The sequence below is a fragment of the Kitasatospora sp. NPDC091335 genome, assembly GCF_044757205.1.
Taxonomy (GTDB): Bacteria; Actinomycetota; Actinomycetes; order Streptomycetales; family Streptomycetaceae; genus Kitasatospora.
The window spans coordinates 163552-189022 of record NZ_JBIVUM010000004.1 but is presented as its reverse complement, the minus strand read 5'-3'; the positions used below and the strand labels follow the sequence as shown (position 1 = coordinate 189022).

25 protein-coding genes are annotated in these 25471 nt (G+C 74.2%); 13 read left to right on the top strand and 12 right to left on the bottom strand.

Annotated features, from left to right (window positions below):
- The first annotated feature begins 65 nt into the window (after positions 1-65).
- On the top strand, positions 66-1121 hold the full coding sequence (locus ACIQOW_RS12305) for a hypothetical protein (protein ID WP_401083292.1): 1056 nt from the start codon (positions 66-68) through the stop codon (positions 1119-1121).
- 304 nt (positions 1122-1425) lie between these two features.
- Positions 1426-2229, top strand: a complete 804-nt coding sequence (locus tag ACIQOW_RS12300) for a hypothetical protein (protein WP_223244198.1) — start codon at positions 1426-1428, stop codon at positions 2227-2229.
- A gap of 216 nt (positions 2230-2445) precedes the next feature.
- Here the strand turns inward: ACIQOW_RS12300 and dapC are convergent, their stop codons facing one another.
- Both dapC and fdxA read right to left on the bottom strand, forming a co-directional pair.
- Positions 2446-3594, bottom strand: a complete 1149-nt coding sequence (gene dapC / locus ACIQOW_RS12295) for a succinyldiaminopimelate transaminase (protein ID WP_401083290.1) — start codon at positions 3592-3594, stop codon at positions 2446-2448.
- A 20-nt stretch (positions 3595-3614) separates the two neighbouring features.
- On the bottom strand, positions 3615-3941 hold the full coding sequence (gene fdxA / locus ACIQOW_RS12290) for a ferredoxin (protein ID WP_030061559.1): 327 nt from the start codon (positions 3939-3941) through the stop codon (positions 3615-3617).
- Positions 3942-4230: 289 nt separating this feature from the next.
- Between fdxA and ACIQOW_RS12285 the strand changes: the two genes are divergently transcribed.
- Together ACIQOW_RS12285 and ACIQOW_RS12280 are read left to right on the top strand one after the other, a co-directional pair.
- Positions 4231-5085, top strand: a complete 855-nt coding sequence (locus tag ACIQOW_RS12285; RefSeq protein ID WP_401083288.1) for a GNAT family N-acetyltransferase — start codon at positions 4231-4233, stop codon at positions 5083-5085.
- A 74-nt stretch (positions 5086-5159) separates the two neighbouring features.
- The gene (locus tag ACIQOW_RS12280) at positions 5160-6032 is read left to right on the top strand and encodes a transglutaminase family protein (protein ID WP_401083286.1); all 873 of its coding nucleotides are present in this window, start codon (positions 5160-5162) and stop codon (positions 6030-6032) included.
- Positions 6033-6079: 47 nt separating this feature from the next.
- Here ACIQOW_RS12280 and ACIQOW_RS12275 read toward each other — a convergent pair whose 3' ends face one another.
- A complete protein-coding gene (locus ACIQOW_RS12275) occupies positions 6080-6709 on the bottom strand; it encodes a response regulator transcription factor (protein WP_188296372.1) in 630 nt (209 codons plus the stop codon).
- Positions 6710-6770: 61 nt separating this feature from the next.
- Between ACIQOW_RS12275 and ACIQOW_RS12270 the strand changes: the two genes are divergently transcribed.
- Entirely contained in the window at positions 6771-7781 is a 1011-nt protein-coding gene (locus ACIQOW_RS12270; protein ID WP_401083283.1) for a MerR family transcriptional regulator, read from the top strand.
- Entirely contained in the window at positions 7781-8269 is a 489-nt protein-coding gene (locus ACIQOW_RS12265; RefSeq protein ID WP_401083281.1) for a GNAT family N-acetyltransferase, read from the top strand. The genes ACIQOW_RS12270 and ACIQOW_RS12265 overlap by 1 nt, the downstream gene beginning before the upstream one ends.
- A 52-nt stretch (positions 8270-8321) precedes the next feature.
- Here the strand turns inward: ACIQOW_RS12265 and ACIQOW_RS12260 are convergent, their stop codons facing one another.
- From ACIQOW_RS12260 to murJ, 5 genes are all read right to left on the bottom strand, one after another.
- On the bottom strand, positions 8322-8573 hold the full coding sequence (locus ACIQOW_RS12260; RefSeq protein WP_401083279.1) for a hypothetical protein: 252 nt from the start codon (positions 8571-8573) through the stop codon (positions 8322-8324).
- Between the two features lie 65 nt (positions 8574-8638).
- Positions 8639-9100: a helix-turn-helix domain-containing protein gene (locus tag ACIQOW_RS12255; protein ID WP_401083278.1), complete on the bottom strand. Its 462-nt coding sequence runs from the start codon at positions 9098-9100 to the stop codon at positions 8639-8641.
- A gap of 84 nt (positions 9101-9184) precedes the next feature.
- Positions 9185-9343 carry a hypothetical protein gene (locus tag ACIQOW_RS12250; protein ID WP_401083276.1) on the bottom strand — a complete coding sequence of 53 codons (159 nt, stop codon included), beginning with the start codon at positions 9341-9343 and terminating at the stop codon, positions 9185-9187.
- Positions 9344-9357: 14 nt separating this feature from the next.
- The gene (locus tag ACIQOW_RS12245; protein ID WP_401083274.1) at positions 9358-9675 is read right to left on the bottom strand and encodes a hypothetical protein; all 318 of its coding nucleotides are present in this window, start codon (positions 9673-9675) and stop codon (positions 9358-9360) included.
- Entirely contained in the window at positions 9672-11288 is a 1617-nt protein-coding gene (gene murJ / locus ACIQOW_RS12240; protein ID WP_401083272.1) for a murein biosynthesis integral membrane protein MurJ, read from the bottom strand. The genes ACIQOW_RS12245 and murJ overlap by 4 nt, the downstream gene beginning before the upstream one ends.
- 144 nt (positions 11289-11432) lie before the next feature.
- On the opposite strand from murJ, the gene ACIQOW_RS12235 reads away from it, so the two are divergent.
- Positions 11433-12098, top strand: a complete 666-nt coding sequence (locus ACIQOW_RS12235; protein ID WP_188296377.1) for a response regulator transcription factor — start codon at positions 11433-11435, stop codon at positions 12096-12098.
- Between the two features lie 3 nt (positions 12099-12101).
- Complete coding sequence (locus tag ACIQOW_RS12230) at positions 12102-13523, top strand: sensor histidine kinase (protein WP_401083270.1); 1422 nt, start codon at positions 12102-12104, stop codon at positions 13521-13523.
- 41 nt (positions 13524-13564) lie between these two features.
- Here the strand turns inward: ACIQOW_RS12230 and ACIQOW_RS12225 are convergent, their stop codons facing one another.
- The 4 genes from ACIQOW_RS12225 to ACIQOW_RS12210 form a co-directional block, all read right to left on the bottom strand.
- Positions 13565-14827, bottom strand: a complete 1263-nt coding sequence (locus ACIQOW_RS12225) for a sensor histidine kinase (RefSeq protein WP_401083268.1) — start codon at positions 14825-14827, stop codon at positions 13565-13567.
- Positions 14828-14835: 8 nt separating this feature from the next.
- The gene (locus ACIQOW_RS12220) at positions 14836-15558 is read right to left on the bottom strand and encodes an ABC transporter permease (RefSeq protein ID WP_401083266.1); all 723 of its coding nucleotides are present in this window, start codon (positions 15556-15558) and stop codon (positions 14836-14838) included.
- Positions 15555-16508: an ABC transporter ATP-binding protein gene (locus ACIQOW_RS12215; RefSeq protein WP_401083264.1), complete on the bottom strand. Its 954-nt coding sequence runs from the start codon at positions 16506-16508 to the stop codon at positions 15555-15557. Before ACIQOW_RS12215 ends, ACIQOW_RS12220 begins: the two co-directional genes overlap by 4 nt.
- 251 nt (positions 16509-16759) lie before the next feature.
- Positions 16760-18958 carry a prolyl oligopeptidase family serine peptidase gene (locus ACIQOW_RS12210; RefSeq protein WP_401083262.1) on the bottom strand — a complete coding sequence of 733 codons (2199 nt, stop codon included), beginning with the start codon at positions 18956-18958 and terminating at the stop codon, positions 16760-16762.
- Positions 18959-19274: 316 nt separating this feature from the next.
- Between ACIQOW_RS12210 and ACIQOW_RS12205 the strand changes: the two genes are divergently transcribed.
- The 5 genes from ACIQOW_RS12205 to ACIQOW_RS12185 all read left to right on the top strand — a co-directional run bounded on the left by ACIQOW_RS12205 (position 19275) and on the right by ACIQOW_RS12185 (position 25466).
- Positions 19275-19469 carry a DUF2304 family protein gene (locus tag ACIQOW_RS12205; protein ID WP_188296382.1) on the top strand — a complete coding sequence of 65 codons (195 nt, stop codon included), beginning with the start codon at positions 19275-19277 and terminating at the stop codon, positions 19467-19469.
- Positions 19470-19704: 235 nt separating this feature from the next.
- Positions 19705-20640 carry an N-acetyl-1-D-myo-inositol-2-amino-2-deoxy-alpha-D-glucopyranoside deacetylase gene (gene mshB, locus ACIQOW_RS12200; RefSeq protein ID WP_401083260.1) on the top strand — a complete coding sequence of 312 codons (936 nt, stop codon included), beginning with the start codon at positions 19705-19707 and terminating at the stop codon, positions 20638-20640.
- Complete coding sequence (locus tag ACIQOW_RS12195; RefSeq protein ID WP_401083258.1) at positions 20637-21095, top strand: DUF6113 family protein; 459 nt, start codon at positions 20637-20639, stop codon at positions 21093-21095. The genes mshB and ACIQOW_RS12195 overlap by 4 nt, the downstream gene beginning before the upstream one ends.
- A gap of 244 nt (positions 21096-21339) precedes the next feature.
- The gene (locus ACIQOW_RS12190; protein WP_401083256.1) at positions 21340-23583 is read left to right on the top strand and encodes a peptidoglycan binding domain-containing protein; all 2244 of its coding nucleotides are present in this window, start codon (positions 21340-21342) and stop codon (positions 23581-23583) included.
- 173 nt (positions 23584-23756) lie between these two features.
- A complete protein-coding gene (locus ACIQOW_RS12185; RefSeq protein ID WP_401083254.1) occupies positions 23757-25466 on the top strand; it encodes an ABC transporter family substrate-binding protein in 1710 nt (569 codons plus the stop codon).
- Positions 25467-25471: the final 5 nt, after the last annotated feature.

Genomic DNA, 25471 nt, shown 5'->3' with positions numbered 1-25471 from the left:
TGGGTACGGTGTCGGATCAAGGAGCAGGCACGAGAGGGGCGACGGTGGCCAGGAGAAGGAGCAGCGTGGAGCTGGGCGACGAGGAGGAGCCCACTCGACGCCGCGGGCCACTGCGCGCCCTGCTGATGGTGATCGTGGGGCTGCTCGGTCTCGCCCTGGTCTCCGGGCTGGCCGTGGTCGGGATCTGGTGGTTCGGTTTCAAGCCGGACGCGTCCGAGGAGTGCACGGTGAAGACGGCGGCGGGCAACGGCACGCTGGAGCTGCCGCAGGCCGCCAACGCCGCCACGATCGCCGCGGTGGCGCGTTCGCGCGCGCTGCCGGACCGGGCGACCACGATCTCGCTGGCGACCGCGATGCAGGAGTCCAAGCTGCGCAACCTCGCGGGCGGCGACCGGGACTCGATCGGCCTGTTCCAGCAGCGGCCGTCGATGGGCTGGGGCACCCCGGCGCAGATCGCGGACCCTGTGTACGCGACCAACAAGTTCCTGGACGGCCTGGTCAAGGTCCCCGGCTACACCCGGATGCCGCTGACCGACGCCGCGCAGACGGTGCAGAAGAGCGGCTACCCGCAGGCCTACGCCAAGCACGAGACCAAGGCGACGCTGCTCACCTCGGCGCTGGCCGGCCGCGAGCCCGCCTCGTTCTCCTGTGTGGTGCGCGACTACGCCAGGCCGGACCCGGAGGACTCCTCCTCCCCCGCCCCGGGTGCCACCGCCGCCCCGGGCGCCACCGCGGCTCCGGTCGCGGCTCCGGACCGGGCCCAGGTGCTGTCCGACCGGGTGCGCCGGGAGTTCGGCCGCACGGTGACCCCGGCGACCGGCTACGCCTCGACCATCAAGGGCGCCGAGAACGCGGTCTCGCTGACCCCGGACCCGGCCACCACCGCGCTGACCTCCTCCTCGGACGCCGGTGCGGACGGCGGGGTGAGCGCCGAGCGGGCCATCGGCTGGGAGGTGGCCCACTGGGCCGTCGCCCAGGCCCAGCAGCTGGGCGTCGCGACGGTCGCCTACGACGGGAAGATCTGGCGCAAGTCCAAGTCCGAGGACGGCTGGCAGACGCAGACCTCGGGCACCTCGACCAAGCTCGTCCAGGTCACCCTGGCGCCGGTCGGCAAGGGCTGACGCACAGGTGTTCGGGTTGCCGCCGATCGGGTGATTCGGGTCAACGCCGGTGGACCGGCCGCCCGTTCCGGCGAACCAGGGTGGAGAACCGTCACTCCCCTTGGCCGGGGCCGGTTCGACGGCGTCCGACCGGGCCCGGCGGACGGCATCGTCGCAGTCGTACGATCCGATGGTCGGTCAGACATCTCCCTTGCCCGGGCCGAAACCTTCTGGCTTCTCAAGCGGTAACAACGTCGTCCGCCCGGTCGTCCACACCCGGTCCCCGGGGCGGACGGGACGGACCCAGACCCCTTCGAGGAGCCCCATGTCTCACTCCCTCACGCGCCGGATCGCCCAGGCCGCGCTCGTCGTGGCCGCAGGAGCGACCCCGCTGGTCGCGGCCGGCTCCGCGTCCGCCCTGGGCGGGGACGCCCTGCTGCCCAAGAGCGACCTCGCGGCACCGCTGGGCCAGCTGACCAACACCGACACCGGTTCCACCCTCCAGCACACCACCCACCAGCTCGGCCAGGCCGCCGGCAGCACCGGCGCGGCCACCGTCGCCGCGGGCGTACCGGCCTCCGCCGACGCCGCCGGCAACATCGTCGCCCAGCAGCTGCCCGAGGCGAACGAGAAGGCCGGCTCGCTGACCGCTCCGGTCGACCAGACCGCCGCGACCGCCGGCCAGCTCTCCTCGGTCACCCCGAGGGTCGCCTCGGCTCTGGCCGGCAAGCTCGGCGAGGCCGTCACCGGCAAGAGCACGGGCAACCGCAGCGCCCTCGCCGACACGGGCCCGCTCGGCGGGCTCACCCAGGCCGGCACGGTCACCCAGGCCGTGCCGGGCGCCGAGAACCTCACCGGGGCCGTCCCCGGCGGCACCGCCGTCGCCGACGCGCTGCCGGTCGGCGCGGTGCAGCGGGCGCTGCCGCTCGGCTCGGTCCAGCAGGCCCTGCCGGCCGACCTCCCCGCCACCGACGTGCTCGGCCTGGCCGAGCACGGGTCGGCCAACCGCCTCGGCGGTGCCGACCTCGGCCAGAACAGCCCGCTGTCCGGCCTCACCGGCGCGCTCGGCCCGCTCAGCGGCCTGCTGGGCGGCCTCAACGGCGGCGGCCTGAACGGGCTGCCGCTGTAGCTCACACGGCCCGGCCGGGCGCCACGGCGCCGGGCCGTGCTCCGCACCGCCGCCCGGCCGCGATCCGTACGGCCGGGCGGTGTTCCGCACCGGCGGGGCTCCGTGCGCCCGTACGGTGCTCCGCCCGGGTGTGCTCCCGTACGGCCGGGCCGGAACGGCCGAAGGGGCCGGTGTCCGTGACACCGGCCCCTTCGCCGTACGGCCCCTCAGGGAGGCTCAGCGCCCCGCGTTCAGCCGCTCCACGGCCGCGGCGACCCGCTCGTCGGTCGCGGTGAACGCGACCCGCACGAAGCGGTCGCCGGCCGGACCGTAGAAGTCGCCGGGCGCCACCAGGATGCCCAGCCCGGCCAGTTCGGCCACGGTCTCCCAGCACGGGCGGTCCTGGGTCGCCCACAGGTAGAGGCTCGCCTCGGAGTGCTCGATCCGGAAGCCGTACGCCTCCAGCGCCGCCCGCAGCGCCGAGCGCCGGGCCGCGTACCGCTCACGCTGCTCGGCGACGTGCGCGTCGTCCGCGAGCGCCGCGACGGTCGCTGCCTGGACCGGCGCCGGCACGATCATGCCGCCGTGCTTGCGCACCTCCAGCAGCTCCTTGACCACCACCGGGTCGCCCGCCACGAAGGAGGCGCGGTAGCCGGCCAGGTTGGAGCGCTTGGAGAGCGAGTGGATGGCCAGCAGGCCCTCGTGGCCGTCGCCGCAGACGTCCGGACGCAGGACGGAGACCGGATCGGCCTCCCAGCCCAGCTCCAGGTAGCACTCGTCGCTGACCAGCAGCGCCCCGTGCTCCCTGGCCCACTCGACGGCGCGGCGCAGCTCGTCGGCGCCCAGCACCCGGCCGGTCGGGTTGGAGGGCGAGTTCACCCAGAGCAGGCGCACCCGGGAGCCGTCCAGCTCGTCCACCGAGCCGTACTCGACCGGTTCGGCGCCGCACAGCCGGGCACCCACCTCGTAGGTCGGGTAGGCCAGCCGCGGGTAGGCGACCTGGTCGCCGGGGCCGAGGCCGAGCTGGGTCGGCAGCCAGGCCACCAGCTCCTTGGAGCCGACGGTCGGCAGCACGGCCTGCGGGCCGATCTCCGCGCCGAGCCGGCGGTGCAGCCAGCCGGCGATCGCCTCGCGCAGCTCCAGCGGGCCCCAGACGGTCGGGTAGCCGGGCGTGTCGGTGTGCGCGGCCAGCGCCTTCTGGATCACCTCGGGGACCGGGTCCACCGGGGTGCCGACGGAGAAGTCGCAGAGCCCGCCGGGGTGGGCCAGCGCGGTCCTCTTGTACGGCTCCAGCTTGTCCCAGGGGAAGACCGGGAGCTTGTCCGAAACGCGGCGCGCCGCCCCCGGGTGGCCCGGGAACGGCGCGCGCGTGCTGTTGGTGCTCACAGCTGTTCTGCCACCGATCGTCAGTGGTCGGCGTTCTGCGGCGGCAGAGCGGCGATGAAGGGGTGGTCACGCTCGATCAGGCCGAGCTTGGAGGCGCCGCCGGGCGAGCCCAGGTCGTCGAAGAACTCGACGTTCGCCTTGTAGTAGTCCTTCCACTCCTCCGGAGTGTCGTCCTCGTAGAAGATCGCCTCGACCGGGCAGACCGGCTCGCAAGCGCCGCAGTCGACACACTCATCCGGGTGGATGTAGAGCGATCGCTCGCCCTCGTAGATGCAGTCAACCGGGCACTCTTCGATGCACGCCTTGTCCTTCACGTCGACACAAGGCTGCGCGATGACGTAGGTCACGCTGTCTTTCCTCCTCGGAAGGGCCTGGTGGCCCGTTCTGTTCTGCTGCCGTGCGCGGTGAGCGCGGCGTCGTCGATGCCCGCCCCTAGTATCGCGGGTCGGAGACCGCAAATGCACAGGAGGTGGCCAGATGACGACGGGCAACCCGGCGGACGATCGTCCCGAGGTCCGGATAGATCGCTCTGACGTGGGACGACGCGTGTCCGTACGGCGCCTCTCGGAGTTCGTGGACGACCGGCCGGTGTTCCGGGATTCGATCGGTGTGCTCACATCGTGGGACGATCATGGGTTGACGATCGTCCCCCGCGCCGGCGATCCGGTGTTCTTGCCGGAGAAGCTGCTGGTCGCAGGCAAGGTGGTGCCGCGGTTTCCGGTCCGACGCGCGACCTTGCCGGTCACCACGCCGGTCGAGCTGCAGCGGATCGCGGGACGCGGCTGGCCGGCCGTCGAGCGGGAGCCGCTCGGCGAGTGGACGCTGCGCGCCGCGGCCGGGTTCACCCGGCGGGCCAACTCCGTCCAGGCGCTCGGGGAGCCCGGGCTGCCGCTGCCTCAGGCGCTGGCGGCGGTCCGCGCCTGGTACGCGGCGCGCGGCCTGCCCGCGTACGTCGAGGTGATCTCCCCCGGCTCGCCGGATCCGCTGGTCGCCGAGCTCGACCGGCTGGGCGCCGGGTACGCGCCCACCCTGGTCCGCACCGCCCCGCTGGCCGGCCTCTCCCGGGTCGGCTCCGGGCACGACCGGGTACGGCTGGCGCGGACGGCGGACGCGCGGTGGATGTCGGTGTACCGGCGGGTCGGCGGCGACCCGGCGGTGGAGGAGGCGGCCCGCCAGGTGCTGCACGGCGGGCCCTCGGTCTGGTTCGCCACCGTGCCCGGCGCTCCGGGACAGCCGCCGGCGGCGATCGGACGCTGCGTCATCGACGGCCCCTGGGCCTGCTTCGGCGCGATCGAGGTCCAGCCGTACGCCCGGCGGGCCGGGCTGGCGACGGCGGTCATGGCGGTGCTCGCCTCGCGCGCGGCCGAGGAGGGGGCGAGCGGCGCCTACCTCCAGGTCGAGGCGGAGAACGCGGGAGCGATCGCGCTCTATGACGGACTCGGCTTCGCGACCAGTCACACTTACCACTACGCCCTCCTTCCCCAGGGATAGCGGCCGCGCCGTCCCGCCTCCCCCGTCCGTCCGCCGCCTTGTCCGTCCGCCGTACGAAAGCCGTCGCCGTCACCGTGACCGAGCAGAGCAGAGACCGCTTCCGGACCGCCGCCCGCGCCGAACAGCCCGACCCGGTGCTGCTGTGCCTGCTCGCCGCCGCCGAGCACGGCATGGTGCCCGACCCGGACGACCCCGGCGAACCACCGGGCGTGGACGCACTGCTCGCCGCCTGCGAGGCCGCGCTGGAGCGGCACGCGGCGGCGGTCCGGCTGGCGGTCGCCGAGCGGGCGCCCGTCGGGCCCGAGGAGACCGCCGCCCTGCTCGCCGCGGTGCTCGGCGGACGGGAGCGCTTCCACGGGCAGCCGGCGGACTACCGGCGGCTGGAGTCCTCGCTGCTGCCCGAGGTGCTGCGGCGCCGGCGCGGGCTGCCGATCACGCTCTCGCTGGTGTGGATGGCGGTCGGCCGGCGGGCCGGGCTGACCGTCCACGGCATCGCGCTGCCCGGCCACTTCATCGTCGCGGTGGGCGGCCCCGCGGGCGGCGAGGACTACGTCCTGGCCGACCCGTTCCACGGCGGACGACTGCTCGACCCGGAGGACGCCGAGCAGCTGGTCGCCGCCGCAGGGCAGGAGTTCGGCCCCGCCCTGCTGACCCCGGCCCAGCCGCTCGACATCGTGCTGCGGGTGCTCGGCAACATCCGCGCCTGGGCCGCCGACCGCCCCGAACACGCCCGCACCCAGCTCTGGGCCGCCGAACTCGCCCTGCTGCTGCCCAGGCACCCCGCCCAGCTGCGCCTGGAGCGGGCCGAACTCCTCGTCCGCACCGGGGACTTCCTCGGCGGCTCGGCGGAGATGGACGCCTACGCGCAGATCCTGGACGCCTTCGACCCGGACACCGCCGCCAAGGTCCGGCAGGAGGCCAGGGCGGCCAGGCACCGGCTGAACTAGGTGTACTGACCACGGAGATCGGTGACAGGGCTCACGGTGCCGACGGGTCAGAGCCAGCCCTTCTCCCGGGCGATCCGGACCGCCTCGGTGCGGTTGCGCGCCTCGGTCTTCTGGATCGCCATCGACAGGTAGTTGCGCACCGTCCCCTCGGACAGGTGCAGCCGCCTGGCGATGTCCGCGTTCACCGCGCCGTCGGCGGCCGCGCCCAGCACGTCCCGCTCGCGCGGGGTCAGCGGGTTGGCGCCCTCGGCCAGCGCGGCGGCGGCCAGCGCCGGGTCGATCACCCGCTCGCCGCGCAGCACCCGGCGGATCGCCTCGGCCAGCTCGGCGGCCGGCGCGTCCTTCACCAGGAAGGCGTCCGCGCCGGACTCCATCGCCCGGCGCAGGTAGCCGGGGCGCCCGAAGGTCGTCGCGATGACCACCTTCGTCCGGGGCGCCTGACGACTCAGCTCGGCGGCCGCCTCGATGCCCGTCATCCCCGGCATCTCGATGTCCAGCACGGCGACCTGCACGTCGTTCGCCAGCACCGCCGCCACCACCTCGTCCCCGCGCCCGACCTGCGCGACGACGTCGATGTCCCCCTCCAGCCCGAGCAGCGCGGCCAGCGCCTCCCGGACCATTCCCTGGTCCTCGGCGAGGAGGACGCGGATCGAGGCCCCGTTGTCAGTGTCGTTCATGGCCACGACCTTAGAGGGCGGGGTTGAGTCTCCCCCAGGGGGAGACGCCAAGGTGGACCACATGGACGGCACGGACGGCACGGACGACACCGATGGCATCGGCGGCAGCGACGGCAGCGACGGCAGCGACGGCGCGGACGGCAGCGACACGCTCTACTCGATCGGCGACCTCGCCCGGCGCACCGGACTCACCGTCAAGGCCATCCGGTTCTACGCCGACACGGGCCTCGTGCCGCCCACCGCCCGCACCACCGCCGGCTACCGGCGGTACGACGTCCACGCGCTCGCCCGGCTGGACCTCGTCCGCACCCTGCGCGAACTCGGGCTCGACCTGCCCGCGATCCGCCGGGTGCTGGAGCGGCAGGCCCCGCTGCCCGAGGTCGCCGCCGCGCACGCCGAGGCGCTGGAGGTGCAGATCCGCACGCTGCGGCTGCGCCGGGCGGTGCTGCTCGCCGTCGCCCAACGCGGTTCCACCCCCGAGGAGATGAGACTCATGCACAAGCTCGCCAAGCTCTCCGACGCCGAACGCCGGCGTCTGGTCCACGACTTCGTCGACGAGGCCTTCGGCGGCCTGGACGCCAACCCGGAGTTCGTCGCCATGATGCGCTCCGCGATGCCCGAACTGCCCGACGAGCCACGGCCGGAGCAGGTCGAGGCCTGGGTCGAACTGGGCGAACTCGTCCAGGACCCGGACTTCCGCGCGGCCGTACGGAAGATGGCCGAACACCAGGCCGCCGAACGCGCGGACGGGGACCGCACCGGCCTGCACACCGAACTCACCGGGACGGTGACCTCCCGGGTCCGGGCCGCGCTGGCGGCCGGCGTCGCCCCGGCCTCCCCCGACGCCGGCCCCGTCGTCGCCACCCTCACCGCCGCCTACGCCGAGGCCTTCGGCCGCCCGGACGACGCCGCACTGCGGCAGTGGCTGTTCGACCGCCTCGGGACCGCCGACGACCCCCGCGCCGAGCGCTACTGGCAGCTGATGGCGACCGTCAACGGCTGGCCGGTCCAGGAGAGCCTGCGGGACGTATTCGAGTGGTTCACCGAGGCCCTGCGCGGCAGACTGGCGTGATGATCACCGTGGAACCGCTGCGCCCCGACCACGCCGACGCCCTGCTGGCCTTCGAACGCGCCAACCGCGCGTACTTCGCCCGCAGCGTCCCGGACCGCGGCGACGCCTACTTCGCCGGGTTCGCGGAGCGCCACGCCGCCCTCCTCGCCGAGCAGGCCGAGGGCACCTGCCGGTTCCACGTGGTGCTCGACGCGGACGGGGAGGTCGTCGCCCGGGTCAACCTCGTCGACCTCGCCGACGGCAGCGCCGAACTCGGCTACCGGGTGGCCGAGTCCGCCACCGGCCGCGGCATCGCCTCCGCCGCCGTGGCCGAGGCCTGCCGCCTCGCCGCCACCGCCTACGGCCTCCGCGCCGTCACCGCCGTCACCACCGTCGACAACCCGGCCTCGCAGGCCGTCCTCACCCGCAACGGCTTCCGACTCGCCCACGAGTTCCTCCTCGACGACCGCCCCGCCCTCGCCTACCAGCGCCCCCTCCCCGACGCGTAGGAGACCGAGCCGACGTCCCACGCCGAAGAGCGGTACCCGAACCCTCGCCGGCTCAGGCGATCGGCATCGGCCCCGCCCGCAAGGCTGCCGCCACCTCGATCAATCCGGAGCGTTCGAGGATCCCCAGGACGTCCTCGAAGGTCGTCGGCGGGTTGCGCCGGGCATCCGCGATCTCCTGGACGCAGGAGTACACGACCCGGTCGTCCAGTCCGATGAGGTCGAGGACGAAGTCATCCGGCGACTTCGCCTCGATCCCCCATTCCGCCAGGCAGCTCTCCGGGAAGCCCTTGAGGTTGGCCGTCACAGGAGGTCGCGCAGCGTGTTCGGGTACAGCACGCACGCGTCGTAGACGACAACGAATGCCATGGCTCAGTCCAGTCCCAACTCCTGGTCGAGGCGCGAGAGCTCGTCGGCGGCGTCCTTGCGCCGACGATCGTCCGCCCGCCGGTAGGCCGCCAGGTCGTCCAGACGGACCCGGCGGTGCCGCCCGACCAGCCGGTAGGGCATCTCCCCCCGCTCCAGAAGCCCGATCAGGTAGGGCCGCGAGACGTTCAGCATCTCGGCGGCCACCTGCGTCGACACCTCGGCGTCGACGGGCACCAGTTGGACACCCTGCCCTCCGGCCACGGCGGCGAGGATCGCCGCGAACATCTCGACCGTCGGACGGGGGAGCACCAGCACGTCGTCGCCGGTCTCGGTGAGGATCCGCACGTCCTCGTCGGGCCGCGCGGTGTGGGCCAGGTAGTCCTTGAGTCTCCGCAGCGCGCGCGCCGCGGATTCCGCGTCAACCGCACCCGGGGCGATCTTCCGGCCATCGGTCATGGATGACATGACAGCCTCCTCGCTCAATGAATTATTCGCAATATTCGAAGCAAACGCAACGAGTATCACCCATGCCAGGGACTTCGGCCTCGGTCATTGACGCCCGGGGTCCACGTCCTGCGGCAGCCGGCGCCGGGCGGCTTCGACGCTGTCGGTGATGCCGGTGTGGAAGACGAGGACGGCCCGGGCGGCGTCGCCGTCCGGGCCGGGGACGGCGTGCGGGTCGAAGCCGGGAACGAGCACGGCAGGCACGCCCCGAACGGCGGTCAGTCCGGCCTGCCGGGTTCCCCGAGCAGGTGGCGGGCCGCTTCGGCGAGGGTGAGTTTGGGGTCGGTCCAGGAGCAGACCTCCAGCCAGGAGAGGCGTCCGTCCTCGGCGAAGAGGAGGACCTCTCCGTCGCAGCCGATGACGGCCCCGGCCACGACCTCCGCGCGGGTGACGGTGCCGGGGCCGGTGAAGTACGCGGTGCAGCCGCAGGCGCAGCGGCACTCGATGCGCAGCCGCGGGACCTGGGCGCGCAGGGGGTGGCCCTCGGGGAGGAGGGCGTCGAGGACTCGGGTGACGTCGGCGGGGAGCTGGGTCATGGGCGGCGGCGCAATCGCTTGGTGAGGGCGGACAGTTCGTCGATCCGGAGGAGGTGGGCGAGCAGGAGGTACAGGACGGCGAGGGCCGCGGCGGCCGTGACGAGGCCGTACCTGGTGGCCCACCAGGCGGCGGCAGCGGCCGGGAGGGCGGCCAGCAGCGGTTTCACGTGGGCCCCGAGCACGCGCAGCGGCCCGAGCCGGCGGCGCAGCAGCAGGGCCGCGGCCAGGACAGTGAGCAGGAACGATCCGCCGTAGCACCCGGCCATCCCGGTGACGGCCCAGCGCAGCGGCAGCAACTGGTGGCAGAGCACCGCCCCGAGGGCCGTGGCGGCGACGGGCAGCAGGTTGAGCAGGAAGGGCGTGCGGCTGTCGCCGAGCGCGTAGAAGGTGCGGGTCAGCGCGTACGAGGCCGAGTAGAGGACCAGGCCGGGCGCGAAGGCGGTCAGCATCCCGGCGATGGCCAGGACGTCGGCCGGATCGGTGCGGCCGTGCCCGAAGGCGAGCGCGCACAGCTGCGGCGCGAGGACCGCGAACGCGCAGGCCGCCGGGACGGTGACCACCCCGACGGTGCGGACGGTGCGGGCCAGCAGCGAGCGGACGGCACGCGGGGAGTCGGCGGCGCTGAGCGCGGGGACGACCGCCGTGACCACCGAGACCGTGACCACCCCGTGCGGCACGATCCACAGCAGGTACGCGCTGCTGTACGCGGTGTACCCGACGCCCGGCAGCCCGGCCGCGGCGGCCTCGGCTCCGGCCGCGGTCGACAGCCTGGTCACCACCCAGTAGCCCACCTGGTCGCAGAGCACCAGCAGCAGCGTCCACCCGGCGGCCCGCAGAGGCTCGCCGAGCCCCGCCTGCCGCCAGTCCCAGCGGGGGCGCAGCCGTACCCCGGCCGCCCGCAGGCAGGGCAGCAGCACCAGGCTCTGGGCGACCACGCCGGCCGTCGTCCCGGCTCCGAGGACCGTCAGGTCCGCGGCGGAGAAGGAGTGCCGGCCGAGGTAGCCGCCGAACACCCCGATCACCACCAGGTTGTTGAGCACCGGGGCCCATGCCATCGGCGCGAACCGCTGCCGGGCGTTGAGGAGTTGGCCGAGCACCGTGAACAGCCCGTAGAAGAACACCTGCGGCAGGCACAGGTACGCCAGCAGCACCGTGTCGCCCAACTGCGCTCCGCCGTACGAGGTGTAGGCCCGCACGACGTACGGCGCGGCCGGCACCACCACCGCCGTCAGCACCAGCAGGGCGGCGACCAGAACCGTCACCAGCCGGTCGACGTGCGCCGCCCCGCCGTCCGCCGACTCCTTCGCGGCGCGCACCAGGTGGGGCACCAGCGCGGTGTTCAGCGCGCCGCCGATCAGCAGCACGAAGAGGATGTTGGGCACCGTGTTGGCCACGTTGTACCCGTCCGCGAGCACCCCCGAGCCGAGGACCGCCACCAGCAGCGCCGAGCGGACGAAGCCGGTGGCCCTGGACACCACCGTGCCCACCGCCATCACCAGGCTGGGCGGGAGCGTACGGCGCGGCCTGCGGTGCCGGGCGGGCGCGGCCGTGGCGGCTCTCCGGCCGCCGGCCGGGACGCGGGCCCCGGCAGCCCGCTCCTGGAGGACGGCCATCCCCCACCCCCTCTCGCTCGGGACACCGGCCCGAGGCGGACCGGCGAAATCGGCGAGAGCATGCACCCGCGCCCCTGAAGCGAGGCTGAGAAAGCTGAAGACCGCTTAAGGAACGGATCCGGCGCCGGTGGCATCCTGAGCCGCATGGAGATTCTGGTGGTGGAGGACGACGCCCAGGTGGCGGCGGCCGTACGGCGCGGCCTGGAGGCCGAGGGCTACACCGTCGACCTCGCCCCGGACGGCCTCACCGGCCTGCGGCTGGCCCAGCGGCACGCCTACCGGGCGATCGTGCTCGACATCATGCTGCCCGGCCTGAACGGCTACAAGGTGTGCGAGGCGCTGCGCGCCGACGGCGTCACCACGCCGATCCTGATGCTGACCGCCAAGGACGGCGAGTACGACGAGGCCGAGGGCCTGGACACCGGCGCCGACGACTACCTCACCAAGCCGTTCTCCTACCTGGTCTTCCTGGCCAGGCTGCGCGCGCTGATCCGTCGCAGCCAGAGCCCCGGCCCGCTGCTGCGGGTCGGCGACCTGTGGCTGGACCCCGCGGGCCGGCGCTGCGGCCGGGCCGGTGCCGAGATCACCCTGACCGAGCGCGAGTTCGCCGTCCTGCGCTGTCTGGCCGAGCACCCCGGCGAGGTGCTCTCCAAGCGCCGGATCGTCGACGAGGTGTGGGACATCGCCTTCGACGGCGAGGAGTCCATCGTCGAGGTGTACGTCAGCATGCTGCGCCGCAAGGTGGACACCCCGTTCGGCGTCCGCTCGATCACCACCGTGCGCGGCGCCGGCTACCGGCTGGAGGCCTGAGCGGTGCCCGGCAGGCTCTCCACCCGTCTGCGCACCTCGCTGGCGGCCGGACTGGCGGCACTGCTGCTGCTCGGCGTCGGCGCCTGGTGGCTGCGCGACCACATGTACGACGCCCAGCTGGAGGCCGCCGAGGCGGACGCCCACGCCCAGGCCCGCGAGATCAGCAACGGCTACAAGCACGGCCAGCAGCTGGCGGACCACGGGCAGCTGCCCTACCTGGTGCTGAACAGCGCGGGCCAGGTGGTGACCATGGGCGGCCCGCTGACCACCCAGCACCTGGCCGGGGGGCCGCCCGTCCTCGTACCGCAGCCGGCGCCGGACGACTGGCAGTCGGTGCAGCGGATCACCATCGGCCCGGCCGGGCCGGTCGCCGCCAACCGCTACTCGGGGCGCACCTTCACCGCGATGGGCAGCTGGAGCCCGCTGCTGTGGCCGTCGAGCGAGGAGAACGGCCAGCCGGTCAAGCCGAAGGTCGGCCCGGTCACGGTCTACGTGCTGGCCACCCCGTTCGCCGCCGAGGCCTCGCTGCGCACCATCGACCCGGTGCTGCGGCTCGGCGTGCCGCTCGCCGCGCTGCTGGTCGCGCTGATGGCCTGGACGGCGACCAGCCGGGCGCTGCGTCCGGTGGAGGCGATCCGGGCCCAGCTGGCCGAGATCGGCGAGCACCGGCTGGACCGTCGCGTCCCGGTGCCGCGCTCCGGCGACGAGATCACCAGGATGGCCAGGACCACCAACGCCACCCTGGACCGGCTGGAGCGCTCGGCCGCCCAGCAGCAGCGCTTCGTCGCGGACGCCTCCCACGAGCTGCGCAGCCCGATCGCCGCGCTGCGCACCAACCTGGAGGTGTCGCTGGCGCACCCCGAGCGGACCGACTGGCCGGCGGCGACCCAGGAGGCGCTCACCTCGGTCGAACGGCTCCAGCAGCTCACCGAGGACCTGCTGTTCCTGGCCCGGGGCTCGCACCCGGCGACAGCCGGCCGGCTCTCCTCCGTCGACCTGTCCGCCGTGCTGCGGGAGCTGGCCGACCAGTGCCGCCCGGCCCTCGGCGCCCGGGTCGCCCTGCGGGTGGACGCGCCGGAGCCGGTGCTGGTGCACGGCAGCCGGATCCGGCTGCACCGGCTGGCGCGCAACCTGCTGGACAACGCCCGGCGGCACGCGGCCGCCGAGGTGGTGCTGTCCGCCCGGCGGACCGGGCAGCACTGCGTCCTGGAGGTCAGGGACGACGGCCCCGGGGTACCGCCGGAGGACCGCGAGCGGATCTTCGAGCCGTTCACCCGGCTCGACGAGGCGCGCAGCAGGGACGCCGGCGGCAGCGGTCTCGGCCTGGCCATCGCGGCGGACATCGCCACCCGGCACGGCGGCACCCTGCGGGTCGCCCCCGCCCGGAGCGGCGCGCGCTTCGTGCTGGAACTTCCGGCGGGCTGACGGGACCCCGGGCGGACTCCGGACAGGTCCGCCCGACGGGCCTAGTGGACGCCCTGGTGGGGCTGCGGAGCGGCCGCGGAGACCGTCCGCAGCGGCACCGAGGCCCGCAGCCTGAAGCCCCTCCCGCGCTCCCCCGGCCCGGTCTCCAGCCGTCCGCCGACCAGCGCCAGCCGTTCCTCCAGCCCGGACAGGCCGTTGCCCGGCTGGGACTTGCCGGGCCCCCGCCCGTCGTCGGTGATCTCCAGGACGGCGTAGCGCTCGCCGCTCGTCTCCCAGCTCACGTCCGCCGTCACCGTGCAGACGGTGGCGCCCTCGCCGTGCCGGACCACGTTGGTGACGGCCTCGCGCAGCGCCCAGGCCAGTGCGCCCGCCTCCTCGTCGGCCAGCGACGGCCAGCTGTCCACCAGCCGCGGGGCGGCCTCCAGCCGGACCTGCGCGGCGGCCAGCGCGGTACCGGCGGCGGCCAGTTCGACCTGGAGGGTCGGCCGGCGGAAGCCGGTCACCGCCTCCCGGACGTCGATCAGCGACTGCCGGGCGACCTGCTCGATCTCGGCGACCTGCGCCCGCGCGGCCTCGTCCTTGCCGGCGTCCATGAACCGCCCGGCCAGCTCGCTCTTCAGGGTGATCAGCGACAGCGAGTGCCCGAGCAGGTCGTGCAGGTCGCGGGCCAGCCGCAGCCGCTCCTCGGAGGCGGCCAGGTGCGCGACCGTGGCCCTGGCCTCGCGCAGTTCCTTCATGGTGGCGACCAGCCGTTGCAGACCGGTCATCGCGACGCCGGAGAGGAAGGCGCTGAGCGCGAAGGTCGAGACGTTGTCGACGCCGGCCCCGATGCCCGTCCCGACGGCGGCGGTGAGCACCGCCATGGCGACCATCGCGCGCAGCGCGTGCCGGACCGGCGTGATGATCGCGACGCACACCGAGGCGTAGATGAACAGCGTCAGGAACGCGGCGCCGAGGACGACCGAGGCGGCGACGGCGAGCCCGACCATCGTCGTGACGATCACCAGGCAGGCCCGCGGCCGCATCCCGGCCTGCGAGCGGAAGATCACCAGCAGGACGTAGGCGATCATGAACCCGCCCAGGCAGCACCAGCCGAGCACCGTCCCGGCCGTGCTGTGGCCGCCGTTCAGCAGGTCGCCCGCCGGGTAGGCCAGGTAGAGCATCCACAGCATCATCCAGGCGACCTTGACCAGCAGCTGTCGCCTGCTCTCCACCGGGGAGCCGGGCACGTTCATGAAGGAGGCGCGCGCCACGCCCGCCTCCGACGGCTCGTCGGAACGGTGGGCCTGGCGCGCGTCACTCATGCCGGTCATCATGCCTGGCGGGTGTCACGGCGGTACAGCGCCGCCGCGGCGGTGGCGAACACCACGAGGAAGGCGGCCAGCCCGGCGACCGCGACGGTGTCCAGGGAGTGCCCGGGCTGGGTGAAGGTGGCCAGCTTGTTGTACAGGTACACCGGGTTGAACCGGGCGAACTTCTCCATCGAGCCGCTCACCGGGAACCAGGTGCCGCCGAGCAGCGCCATCGCCATGTAGGTGATCATCACGATGCTCTGCACCGCGTCCGGCGCCGCCGCGTACCCGAGCGCCACGCCGAGCGCCGCGAAGACGAAGCTGCCCAGCCAGAGCGCCGCCGCCAGTCCGGCCCACTGCGCCGCGGTGAGCGAGACGCCCTGGCTCGCGCCGACCGCGAAGACCACGGCGATCGCCGGCAGCGTGGTCACCGCGCTCGCCGCGATCTTGCCGAAGGTGTACGCCCGGCCGGGCAGCGCGGTCAGCCGCAGCTGGCGCACCCAGCCGCTCTTGCGCTCCAGCGAGATCCGCTGCGCGCTGCCGGTCAGCACCGCGCCGACCGCGCCGAAGGTGGCCATCGAGACCATGAAGTACGTCTTCACCGGCAGGCCGCCGGCGAGCTTGGTGGTGTCGTAGGCGTGGATGAAGAAGAAGTACATCAGCGCCGGGTAGGCGATGGTGAAGAGCAGGTAGCGCCGGTTGCGGAGGGTCCGCAGGATCTCCAGCTTGATCAGGGTGGTCATCGCACGCTCTCCTTCTCGGCGTCGTCCTCGCGGTCCAGCTCTCCCGTGATGGTCAGGAAGGCCTGTTCCAGACCCAGGCCGGTGACCTCCAGTCCGCGCGGGTACAGGCCCGCCCGGTAGAGCCCGGCCACGCTCGCGTCGGCGTCCGCGGTCCTGATCCGTACCGTCCGCACCCCGGGGACGCGGGCGGTGACGTCCAGCGACTGCACGGCCGGCAGGGCGCGCAGCACCCCCTCGTCGAAGGGCCGCCCGTCCGCGTCGTGGAGTTCGAAGGCGATCCGGCGCGCCCCGGCCCGCGCCTTGATCTCCGCGGAGCTGCCGTCGGCGATCAGCCGGCCCCGGTGCAGCACCAGGACGCGGTCGGCGATCGAGTCGGCCTCCTCCAGGTAGTGGGTGGCGAACAGCACCGTGCGCCCGGCGTCGGCCTGGGCCCGCATGCTCGCCCAGAACGCCTGCCGGACGCTGACGTCCATGCCGGTGGTGGGCTCGTCGAGCACGATCAGGTCGCTGTCGCCGGCGATCGCCAGGGCGAAGCGGACCCGCTGCTCCTGGCCGCCGGACAGCTTGTCGACCCGGCGGTCGGCGATCTCCGTGATCCCCGCGTCGGCCAGCACCTCCGTGACCGGCCGGCCGGTCGGATGCACGTCGCAGGCGAGCCGGACCAGCTCGCGCACCTTGACGTCGGACATCAGCCCGCCGCTCTGCAGCATCGCGCCGACCCGGCCGGCCTCGATCGCCGCCCGCGGGGTGCCGCCGAACAGGGTCACGCTGCCCTGGTCGGGGGCGCGCAGGCCGAGCAGCAGGTCCAGGCTGGTGGACTTGCCGGCGCCGTTCGGCCCGAGCAGGGCGACGGTCTCGCCCGGCCTCAGCACGAGGTCCAGCCCGTCCACGGCGCGCACCCGCCCGTAGCTCTTGCCCACGCCGCGGAATGCGGCCACCCCGGTATCCATCGCCCGGCTCCTGTCTCTGATGGTGTCACGCCTGTGGTGTCACAGCCGGTGCTGTTCGCACCACCTCAGAGTCCCGCGCGGGCGGGTCGCGGCGGCAGTGTCCGCCGTCGTGCCCTCGGCATGACGGATGTCATGCCGGCGGCCGGTACCCGCATCACGGGCACCGGCCGCCGGAGCCGCCGGTCAGGGACGGTGGTCGGGCCGTGGGGCCGGCCCGGCCCGACGGCCCGGCCGCCGGAGCCTTCCGCCGCTCAGATCCCCAGCGAGCGCTTCACGAAGTCGACCTGGAGCAGCAGCAGGTTCTCCGCGACCTCCTCCTGCGGGGTCATGTGGGTGACCCCGGACAGCGGCAGCACGGTGTGCGGGCGCCCGGCGGCGAGCAGCGCCGAGGACAGCCGCAGGGTGTGCGCGGCCACCACGTTGTCGTCGGCCAGCCCGTGGATGATCATCAGCGGGCGCTCCAGCCCGGCCGCGTACCCGCTCAGCGAGTTCGCGGCGTACACCTCGGGGCGCTCGGCCGGGTCGCCCAGGTAGCGCTCGGTGTAGTGGGTGTCGTACAGCTCCCAGTCGGTCACCGGAGCCCCGGCCACCGCCGTGTGGAAGACGTCCGGGCGGCGCAGCACGGCGAGCGCGGCGAGGTAGCCGCCGTACGACCAGCCGCGGATGGCGACCCGGTCGAGGTCCAGCGGGAACTCCCCGGCGAGCGCCTGCAGCGCCGCCACCTGGTCGTCCAGGGTGGCCCCGGCGAAGTCGAAGGCGATCGACTTCTCCCAGGCCGGCCCGCGGCCCGGGGTGCCGCGCCCGTCGGCGACGATCACGGCGAAGCCCTGGTCGGCGAACCACTGCGACTGCAGGTGCGGGTTGTGCGCCTGGTAGACGCGCTGGCCTCCGGGGCCGCCGTACGGGTCCATCAGGACGGGCAGCAGGCCGTCCCGCTCGCGGTCGTAGCCGGTGGGCAGGAAGACGGCGGCCGGGATGCGGCGCTCGCCGGCGAAGCGGAAGACCGGACGGGCCGTGATGACCGGGGTCTCGGCGTACGAGGCGACGGTGGCGACGTCGTCGACCGCCAGGCCCTCGGGCAGGTCCCTGGCGACCTGGACCAGGGTGCCGGGCAGGTCGGGCTCGGCGGTGGCCCGGACGGTGATCCCGCCGCCGTGCACCGCGCTGGTGACGGAGGTGAACGGCCGTCCGTTGGAGGACTCCCAGCTCAGCCGCGTGCCGTCGTGGCTGATCCGGCCGACGGCGACCCAGCCGGGCTCGGGGTCGGTCTCCTCGGTGCCGCCGGAGGCGCTGAAGAACACCTCGTCCTCGGTGACCGCGACGACCGAGCGGACGTGCAGGTCGGCCCCGGTCACGGCGCGCCCGCCGATCACCAGCGCCCGCACGCCCTCCCGTCGCCCGCTACCACCCTTCTGAGGCGCTTCGCGCACCTCCTCGGTGTCGGAGATCCGGACCAGCTTGCCGTCCGGGGTCCAGGCCGGCGAGCCGGGGAACAGCTCCAGCCAGGTGCCGTCCTTCTCCTCGTGCAGCACCTCGGTGGCGCCGGTGGCCACGTCCAGGCCGAGGATCCGCTGGCCGCGCTGGTCACGGGTCTGGACCAGCAGCAGCGGGACGCCGCCCTTCGACCAGTGCACCCGGCCCAGGTACGGGTGGGCCCCGCGGTCCCAGACCACCTCGGTGCGCCCGCCGTGCAGGTCGAGCAGCCAGAGCCCGACCTCGGCGTTGGCGGCGCCGGCCTTCGGGTAGGCGACCTCGGCGGGCTCGCGGTCCGGGTTCGCCGGGTCGGCGATCCACCAGCGGCCCACCGGGCTGTCGTCGGCGCGCTCGACCAGCAGCCGGTCGCCCTCGGGGGACCACCAGAAGCCGCGGTCGCGGTCCATCTCCTCCTGGGCGATGAACTCGGCCTGGCCCCAGGTGACGTTCGGCCCGTCCGGCTCGGCGAGCACCCGGTCGCCGCTGCCGTCGGTACGGGTCAGCCGCAGCTCGCCGGCGGTGTTGGCGTACGCGACGCACGAGCCGTCCGGGGACGGGCGCGGGTCCAGCAGCGGCCCCTCGGCGGGCAGTTCGGCGGTGGCGCCGGTGACCGTGTCCGCGGTGAACAGGCGGCCGGAGAGGGCGAAGGCGGCCAGGGTGCCGGCCGCGTCCAGGGCGTAGCCGACGATGCCGGCCGAGCCCTCACGGCTGCGCTCGCGGCGGGCCTTCTCGGCCGGCGAGAGGTCCTCCTCGCCGCCGCCGAGCAGCGTCGCCGGGTCGGCGACGACCCGCTCCTCGCCGGTCGCGGTGTCGAGGGTCCAGAGCAGGTTGGCGCGGTCACGGCCCGACCGCGAGCGGAGGAAGACGACCCGCGAGCCGTCCGGCGCGACGGAGAAGGAACGGGGCGCGCCGACGGTGTAGCGCAAGGTCCGCGCGTACTGCCGCGGGAAGGTGTCGGCAGAGGTGTGGGAGGTCATGGCACCAGACCCTATGACGCCGGACCACCGCCCCCGGGAGCATGTTGATCACTCGTTCGGAGCATCATCGCCAAGTACGCCCCAAAGAGGTCGAAACCGCCTCCGACCGGCCCACGCGCCGCCCGGACGCCGCGCCGCCCGACCCGCATGGCCTCACTGAATGTGATGCTCCCCTTACTCATCGGGTATGACTTGTCCGGCGAGTGACCGTCGGCCCCGTCCCGTCCCGGACCGCGGCCACCCGCAGCCCCCAGTCCCGCACCGTCCCGCGCCGCCCTCCGGGGAGCGGCGCGCCCGAGAAGGGGTGTGAGCCGACATGGCCATGAACATCTCCGCCGCCGTGCTGATGCTGGTCATCGTGGTGGTGCTGATCCGCCGCTCCGGCCTGAAGCTGGCACACGCGATCGTCTGCGCGCTGCTCGGCTTCTACCTGGCCTCCAGCTCGATCGCCCCGTCGATCAGCCAGGTCACCAGCAACCTCGCCGGAATGATCAACGGCCTGAGGCTCTGACCCCCGCGGCCCGGTGGTCCAGGGCCTGTCGCCACACTCCCGTCTGCGGGGCGACGCTCCCCCAGCCTTCGGCCGGGAGGTACCCCCAGGGCACGCACCTCGCCGCGTTGTCGTCGGTCGCCAATGCTCCGCACGGACTCCCTCCTCCGCCTTGCGATGCACGCACCCCAACACCGCCCCGCCCACCCTCCAGGCGGACGACGGGAGTGCGGCGACAGGCCCTAGGCTTCCTCCCATGACCGCGACTACCGGCCGCCGCCTCCTCCTGGTCCACGCGCACCCCGACGACGAGTCGATCGGCAACGGCGCCACCATGGCCCGGTACGCCGCCGAGGGCGCCCGGGTCACGCTGGTGACCTGCACCCTCGGCGAGGGCGGCGAGGTGATCCCGCCGGAGCTGGCCCACCTGACGGCCGATCGGGAAGACACCCTCGGCGCGTACCGGATCGGCGAGCTGGCCGAGGCGATGCGCGCCCTCGGCGTCACCGACTTCCGCTTCCTCGGCGGCCCGGGGCGCTACCGCGACTCCGGGATGATGGGCGTGCCCGAGAACGACGTGCCCGGCTGCTTCTGGCGGGCGGACGTCGAGGAGGCGGCCGGCCACCTGGTCGCGGTGATCCGCGAGGTGCGGCCGCAGGTGCTGGTCACGTACGACGACGAGGGCGGCTACGGGCACCCGGACCACATCCAGGCGCACCGGGTCGCGATGCGCGCGCACGAGCTGGCCGCCGACCCGGCGCACCGTCCGGAGCTGGGCCCGGCCTGGCGGATCGCCAAGGTGTACTGGAACCGGATGCCCCGCACGGTGATCGAGGCCGGGCTCGCCGGGACCGCCGCCGAGGCGTCCTTCCCCGGCGTCGCCCGGCCCGCCGACGTCCCCGGAGTGGTCGAGGACGCGGTGGTCACCACCGTGCTGGACGGCACCGCGTACGCGGACCGCAAGGCCGCCGCGCTGACCGCGCACGCCACCCAGATCACCGTGGACGGCGCGTCCTTCGCGCTCTCCAACCACCTCGGCCAGCCGCTGCTCGCCACCGAGTACTACCAGTTGGTGCGCGGCCAGGCCGGGCCCGGCGAGCCGGAGGACGACCTGTTCGCGGGCCTCGCTCCGGAAGCCTCCGATGCCTCGCACGGCTCGCACGGCTCGCACGCCGAGGAGGGCGCCCGATGAGCAAGCCCGCCCCCCAGCCGCCGCGCCGCCCGTTCCCCGCCGCCGTCCTCGGCACCCGCGAGGAGCGGCTGGCCGAGCCCCAGCCCCCGCGCGCCGCCCGGATCGCGGCCTACCCGCTGCTCTTCCTGCTGGGCGTCGCGGTGTCGGTCTGCGGATCCTTTGTGCAGGCCCTGTGGCCGCCGGTCGGAGTCCTGCTGGCGCTCGGCGCGACCGCCGGCACCTTCTACGGCGGTCTGCGGATCACCGGCACCCGGCTCGGCGCGGGTGTGCCCGCGGCCGGCTGGTTCCTGGCGATGCTGCTGCTGATCGTGCCCCGGCCCGAGGGCGACAACGTGCTGTGGTCCAACGCCACCTCGCTGGCCTGGCTGTTCGCAGGCTCGGTGCTGGGCGTGATCTGCGCCACCCTGCCCACCCGCACCAGCTGGTTCCCCGGGGTGCCCGGCCCCCCGCGCTGACCCGGGTCGTGCACGGCGTACGGTACCTCGTACGACGCGCAGTCAGGAGCGTACGGCCTTACTCTCATACCGGAGGAACCGGACGTATCCGGATCTGTCCGAAGCCGTTCGCCGCTCAGTTCTTCCCAGTATGGTGGTCCCGCAGAACGCCGTACCCGACCGCCGCCCGCCCCAGTCAAGGCCCGGCGACCACGAACCGCGGTCGCGCCGCACGGCCCGCCCGCGAACCCGGAGCAGAGCAGCATTGAGCAGCCGCGAATCTGACAACGCCCACCCGACGCCCCGGCGCACGGGTCCGGACGCCTACCCGTCGGGCACCCCGCCCTACGGCACACCGGGGCTCCCCGGCGGCGACCGAACCGCGGCCGGCGCCGGCCAGGGCGCCGCGTCGGGCGGCGAGGACGACGGTCCGAAGACCGAGACCACCCTGACCACCCGGGTCCGGATCAACATCCCCGGCTCGCGTCCGATCCCGCCGGTCGTCGTCCGCAGCACCGTCAAGAACGAGGACGGCCCGGGCGATGACGCCCCGGCCGCCGCACCCGATCCGGGCGCCGCGCGGCACCGCTCCGCGCCGGCCTCGCCCGTCCTCGGCGTGATGGACGGCGGCGGCCGCCCGGCCGCCCCGCCGAACCTGCCGCCGGAGTGGCAGATCCCGCCGATCCCGCCGGCGACCTCCGAGTCGGAGTCCACCGGCGCGTGGTTCCGGCCCCGCCAGAAGAAGGCCCCGGCGGCCGAGCCCGCCCCGGTCGCCGTGTCGGCAGCCGCCCCCGCGACGGCAGAGGCCGCGGCCGGGCTGGATGCCGTCGCCGAGCCGCGCCCGCAGGCTGCCCGTCAGACCGCCCGCGCCAACGGTGCCCCGAACGGCCGTCCGGTGCCCGCCCAGGGCAAGCAGCCGCAGCCGGCCGCACCCGCCGCGCCGTTCCACGCCGAGGCCCCGGTGGAGGAGCCCGGCGTGTACGAGGCCGCCGACCCCTTCGCGCCGGTCACCGACCCGTTCGGCACCGCCGCCCCGGACGCCGGGGCACACGGCGGCCGTCCCCGGCAGAACGGCTTCCAGCCGAACGGCCACCCGGCGCCCGCACCGCAGGCCGGGCCGGGCCCCGAGGACACCTCGGTCGACGGCTTCGCGCCGATCCGCGACAACACCCCGCCGCCCGCCGGGATATCCGGCCTGCCGCAGAACGGCGCCCCGCACGGCGCCGACGGCCGTCCGCAGCCGGGCCTGTTCGCCTCGGCCCCGACCGGCACCGACCCGTTCGCCGCCCAGCGCCAGGCCGCCGCCGGCCAGGACGGCCTCGCCGCCCCGGCGGGCCCCGGCGCCCTCTTCCCCGGCGCGCCGGGCGCCGCCCCGCAGCCCGGTGGTCCGCGGCAGACCGGCCGCGACCCGGAGGCCACCGAGTTCACCCCGCTGCCGACCCCGGCCGCCGGCCCCCGGCCCGAGGGGTCCGCGGACGCCGAGGCCGCCGCCTCCCCCGCTCCTGCCCCCGCGAAGGCGAAGGCCGAGCCCGCCGCTCCCGCCAAGGCCAAGAAGGGCGGCGCCGGCAAGAAGCTGGTCAAGCTGGGCGTCTACGGCGTCTGCGCGGCGCTGTTCCTCGGTGCCGCCGCGTACGGCACCGGCCTGATGCTCAACCAGTCGGACGTCCCCAAGGGCACCGTGGTGCTCGGCGCCGAGATCGGCGGCAGCAGCCGCGACCAGGCGATCCACCAGCTGGACGAGTCGGTCGGCAAGGCCGGCCAGCAGCCGCTCAAGCTGAAGATCGGCGACCAGTCCGTGGACCTGGACCCGACGGTCGCCGGCCTGAGCTTCGACACCACCGCCACCGTGGACGGCCTGGCCCGGCACAGCTACAACCCGCTGGACGTCTTCAAGTCGCTCAAGGGCGGCACCAAGACCGTCGCCCCCGAGGTCAAGGTCGACAAGGCCAAGCTGAAGGCCGCCCTCGACACGCTCGCGGCCGGCTCCGGCCAGGGCCTCCAGGAGGGCTACGTCAAGTTCGGCGAGAACGGCGAGCCGATCGTCGTCCCCGGCCGGGCCGGCCAGGCGGTGGACTCGGCGAGCGCCCTGGACGTGATCGCGCAGGCCTACCGCGACCGCGCCGACGGCAAGCCCGAGCAGCCGATCGCCCTCGCCGTCACGGCCGCCCAGCCGAAGATCTCCACCCAGGCCCTCCAGGGCGCCGCCGACACTCTCGGCAAGCAGGTGGCCGTCGGCAAGGTGCACGTCGTGGCCGGCACCAAGTCCTGGGACTTCGGCCCGAAGACCGCCGCCAAGGTGCTCACCCTCGTTCCGGACGCCTCCGGCAAGATCGCGCCCAAGTGGGACCTCGACGCGCTCTCCGGCCAGCTGGGCAACGTGTTCGACAAGGTGAAGGTCAAGAAGAACGGCCAGGTCGCCGCGATCGCCCCGCAGGACGTCGCCGACGGCATCACCTCGGTGCTCGACAAGACCAGCGACAAGGACCGCACCTTCAAGTTCGCGATCTGACCCGTTCGCGTCCGACGCCCTCGCGTCCGACGAACCCGCGCCGACGGGGGGCGGGCCCGCATCCCGGGCCCGCCCCTCGGCAGTGCCCCCGGCACCCCCCTCGACAACGCCCCTCCCGGTCAGCAAGATGTGACGCCACACCATCCGTCACATCCACCCCGGGGAACACGCCGATGCGCCGCCGCCTCCAGCACCACGGGACGGCCCTGCTCGCCGGTCTCACCGCCCTCACCCTCTCCCTCGCGCTCTGCTCCTGCACCTCGGGGCAGGGCTCCGGCGCCCTGGCGTCCGCCCCCGCGTCGCCCAAGCTCACCTCGATCGACATCAACCCCCACGACCGGGCCGAGCTGCGCCAGGGCGGCACCCTGAACCTGGCGATCGCCCAGTTCTCCCGGCAGTGGTCGCCGATCCACACCGACGGCGGCGAGTCCTCGACCATCGCGGTCAGCAAGCCGCTGCTGCCGACCTTCTTCCGCTCGGACGCGGCCGGCACCCAGACCCCCAACCCGGCCTACCTCCAGGAGGCGCACGCCGAGGTCAGGGACGGCCGGCAGGTGGTCACCTGGACCCTCAACCCGAAGGCCCACTGGTCCGACGGCACCCCGATCACCTGGCGCGACATCGAGGCCAACTGGCGCGCCCTGAACGGGAAGGACCCGGCCTACCGGTCCTCCAGCAGCACCGGCTTCGAGCTGGTCTCCGGGGTCGAGCGCGGCAAGGACGACTTCCAGGCCGTGATGACCTTCGACCGCCCGTTCTCCGAGTGGCAGTCGATGTTCAACAGCGCCGGCAACGCCCCGCTGCTGCCGGCCTCCCGGATCTCCACCCCCGACCTGTTCAACACCGCCTACCTGGACACCATCCCGGTCACCGCGGGCCCCTTCAAGGTCGAGCAGCTGGACCGGGCCGGCCAGAGCGTCACCCTGGTCGCCGACCCCTCCTGGTGGGGCGACAAGCCGGTGCTGGACCGGATCGTCTTCCACGCGATGCTGCCCGACGCGATGCCCGCCGCCTTCGCCGAGGGCCGGCTCGACCTCGTCAACAACGGCCCCGACGTGGCCGGTTACCAGGTCATCAAGAACACCAGGGGCGCCGTGGTGCGCCGGGCCGGCGGCCCGGACTTCCGCCAGTTCACCCTGAACGCCCGCACCCCCGCGCTCGGCGACGCGACCGTGCGCCAGGCCGTCTTCCAGGCGATCAACCGGGACGTGGTGATCCGCGCCGACCTCAGCGGCCTGGACTGGCCCGCCGTCCCGCTCAACAACCACCTGCTGGTCACCAACCAGAACGGCTACCGCGACAACTCCCTGGGCCTGGCCCGCTACGACCCGGCCGAGGCGGCCCGCAAGCTGGACTCGGCCGGCTGGAAGCTGGACGGCGACGTACGGAAGAAGGACGGCCGCGAGCTGAACCTGCGGATGGTCATCCCGGCCGGCGTCACCCCGGCCCAGACCGAGGCCGCCGACACCACCAGGATGCTCAAGGACGTCGGCATCAAGGTCACCACCGTGACCGCCCCCGCCAACGAGTTCTTCGACAAGTACGTGAACCGCCACGACTTCGACATCGCCGCCTACTCGCTGCTCGGCACCCCCTTCCCGGCCAGCGGCAACCGCGCCAACTTCGTCCAGAGCGGCGGCACCAACCAGACCGGCACGGGCAGCCCCGCGGTGGACGCCGCGCTCGACCGGGCCGCCTCCGCGACCGAGGCGGCCGCCGTCTCCGAGGCGATCAACCAGGCCGACGGCGAGCTGTGGAAGGTGGCCGGCGTCCTGCCGCTCTACCAGCGCCCGCAGCTGTACGGGGCCCGCGCCGACCTCGCCAACATCGGCGCCCAGGGCCTGTCCGACATCGTCTGGGAGAACGTCGGCTTCGTGAAATAGGGCAC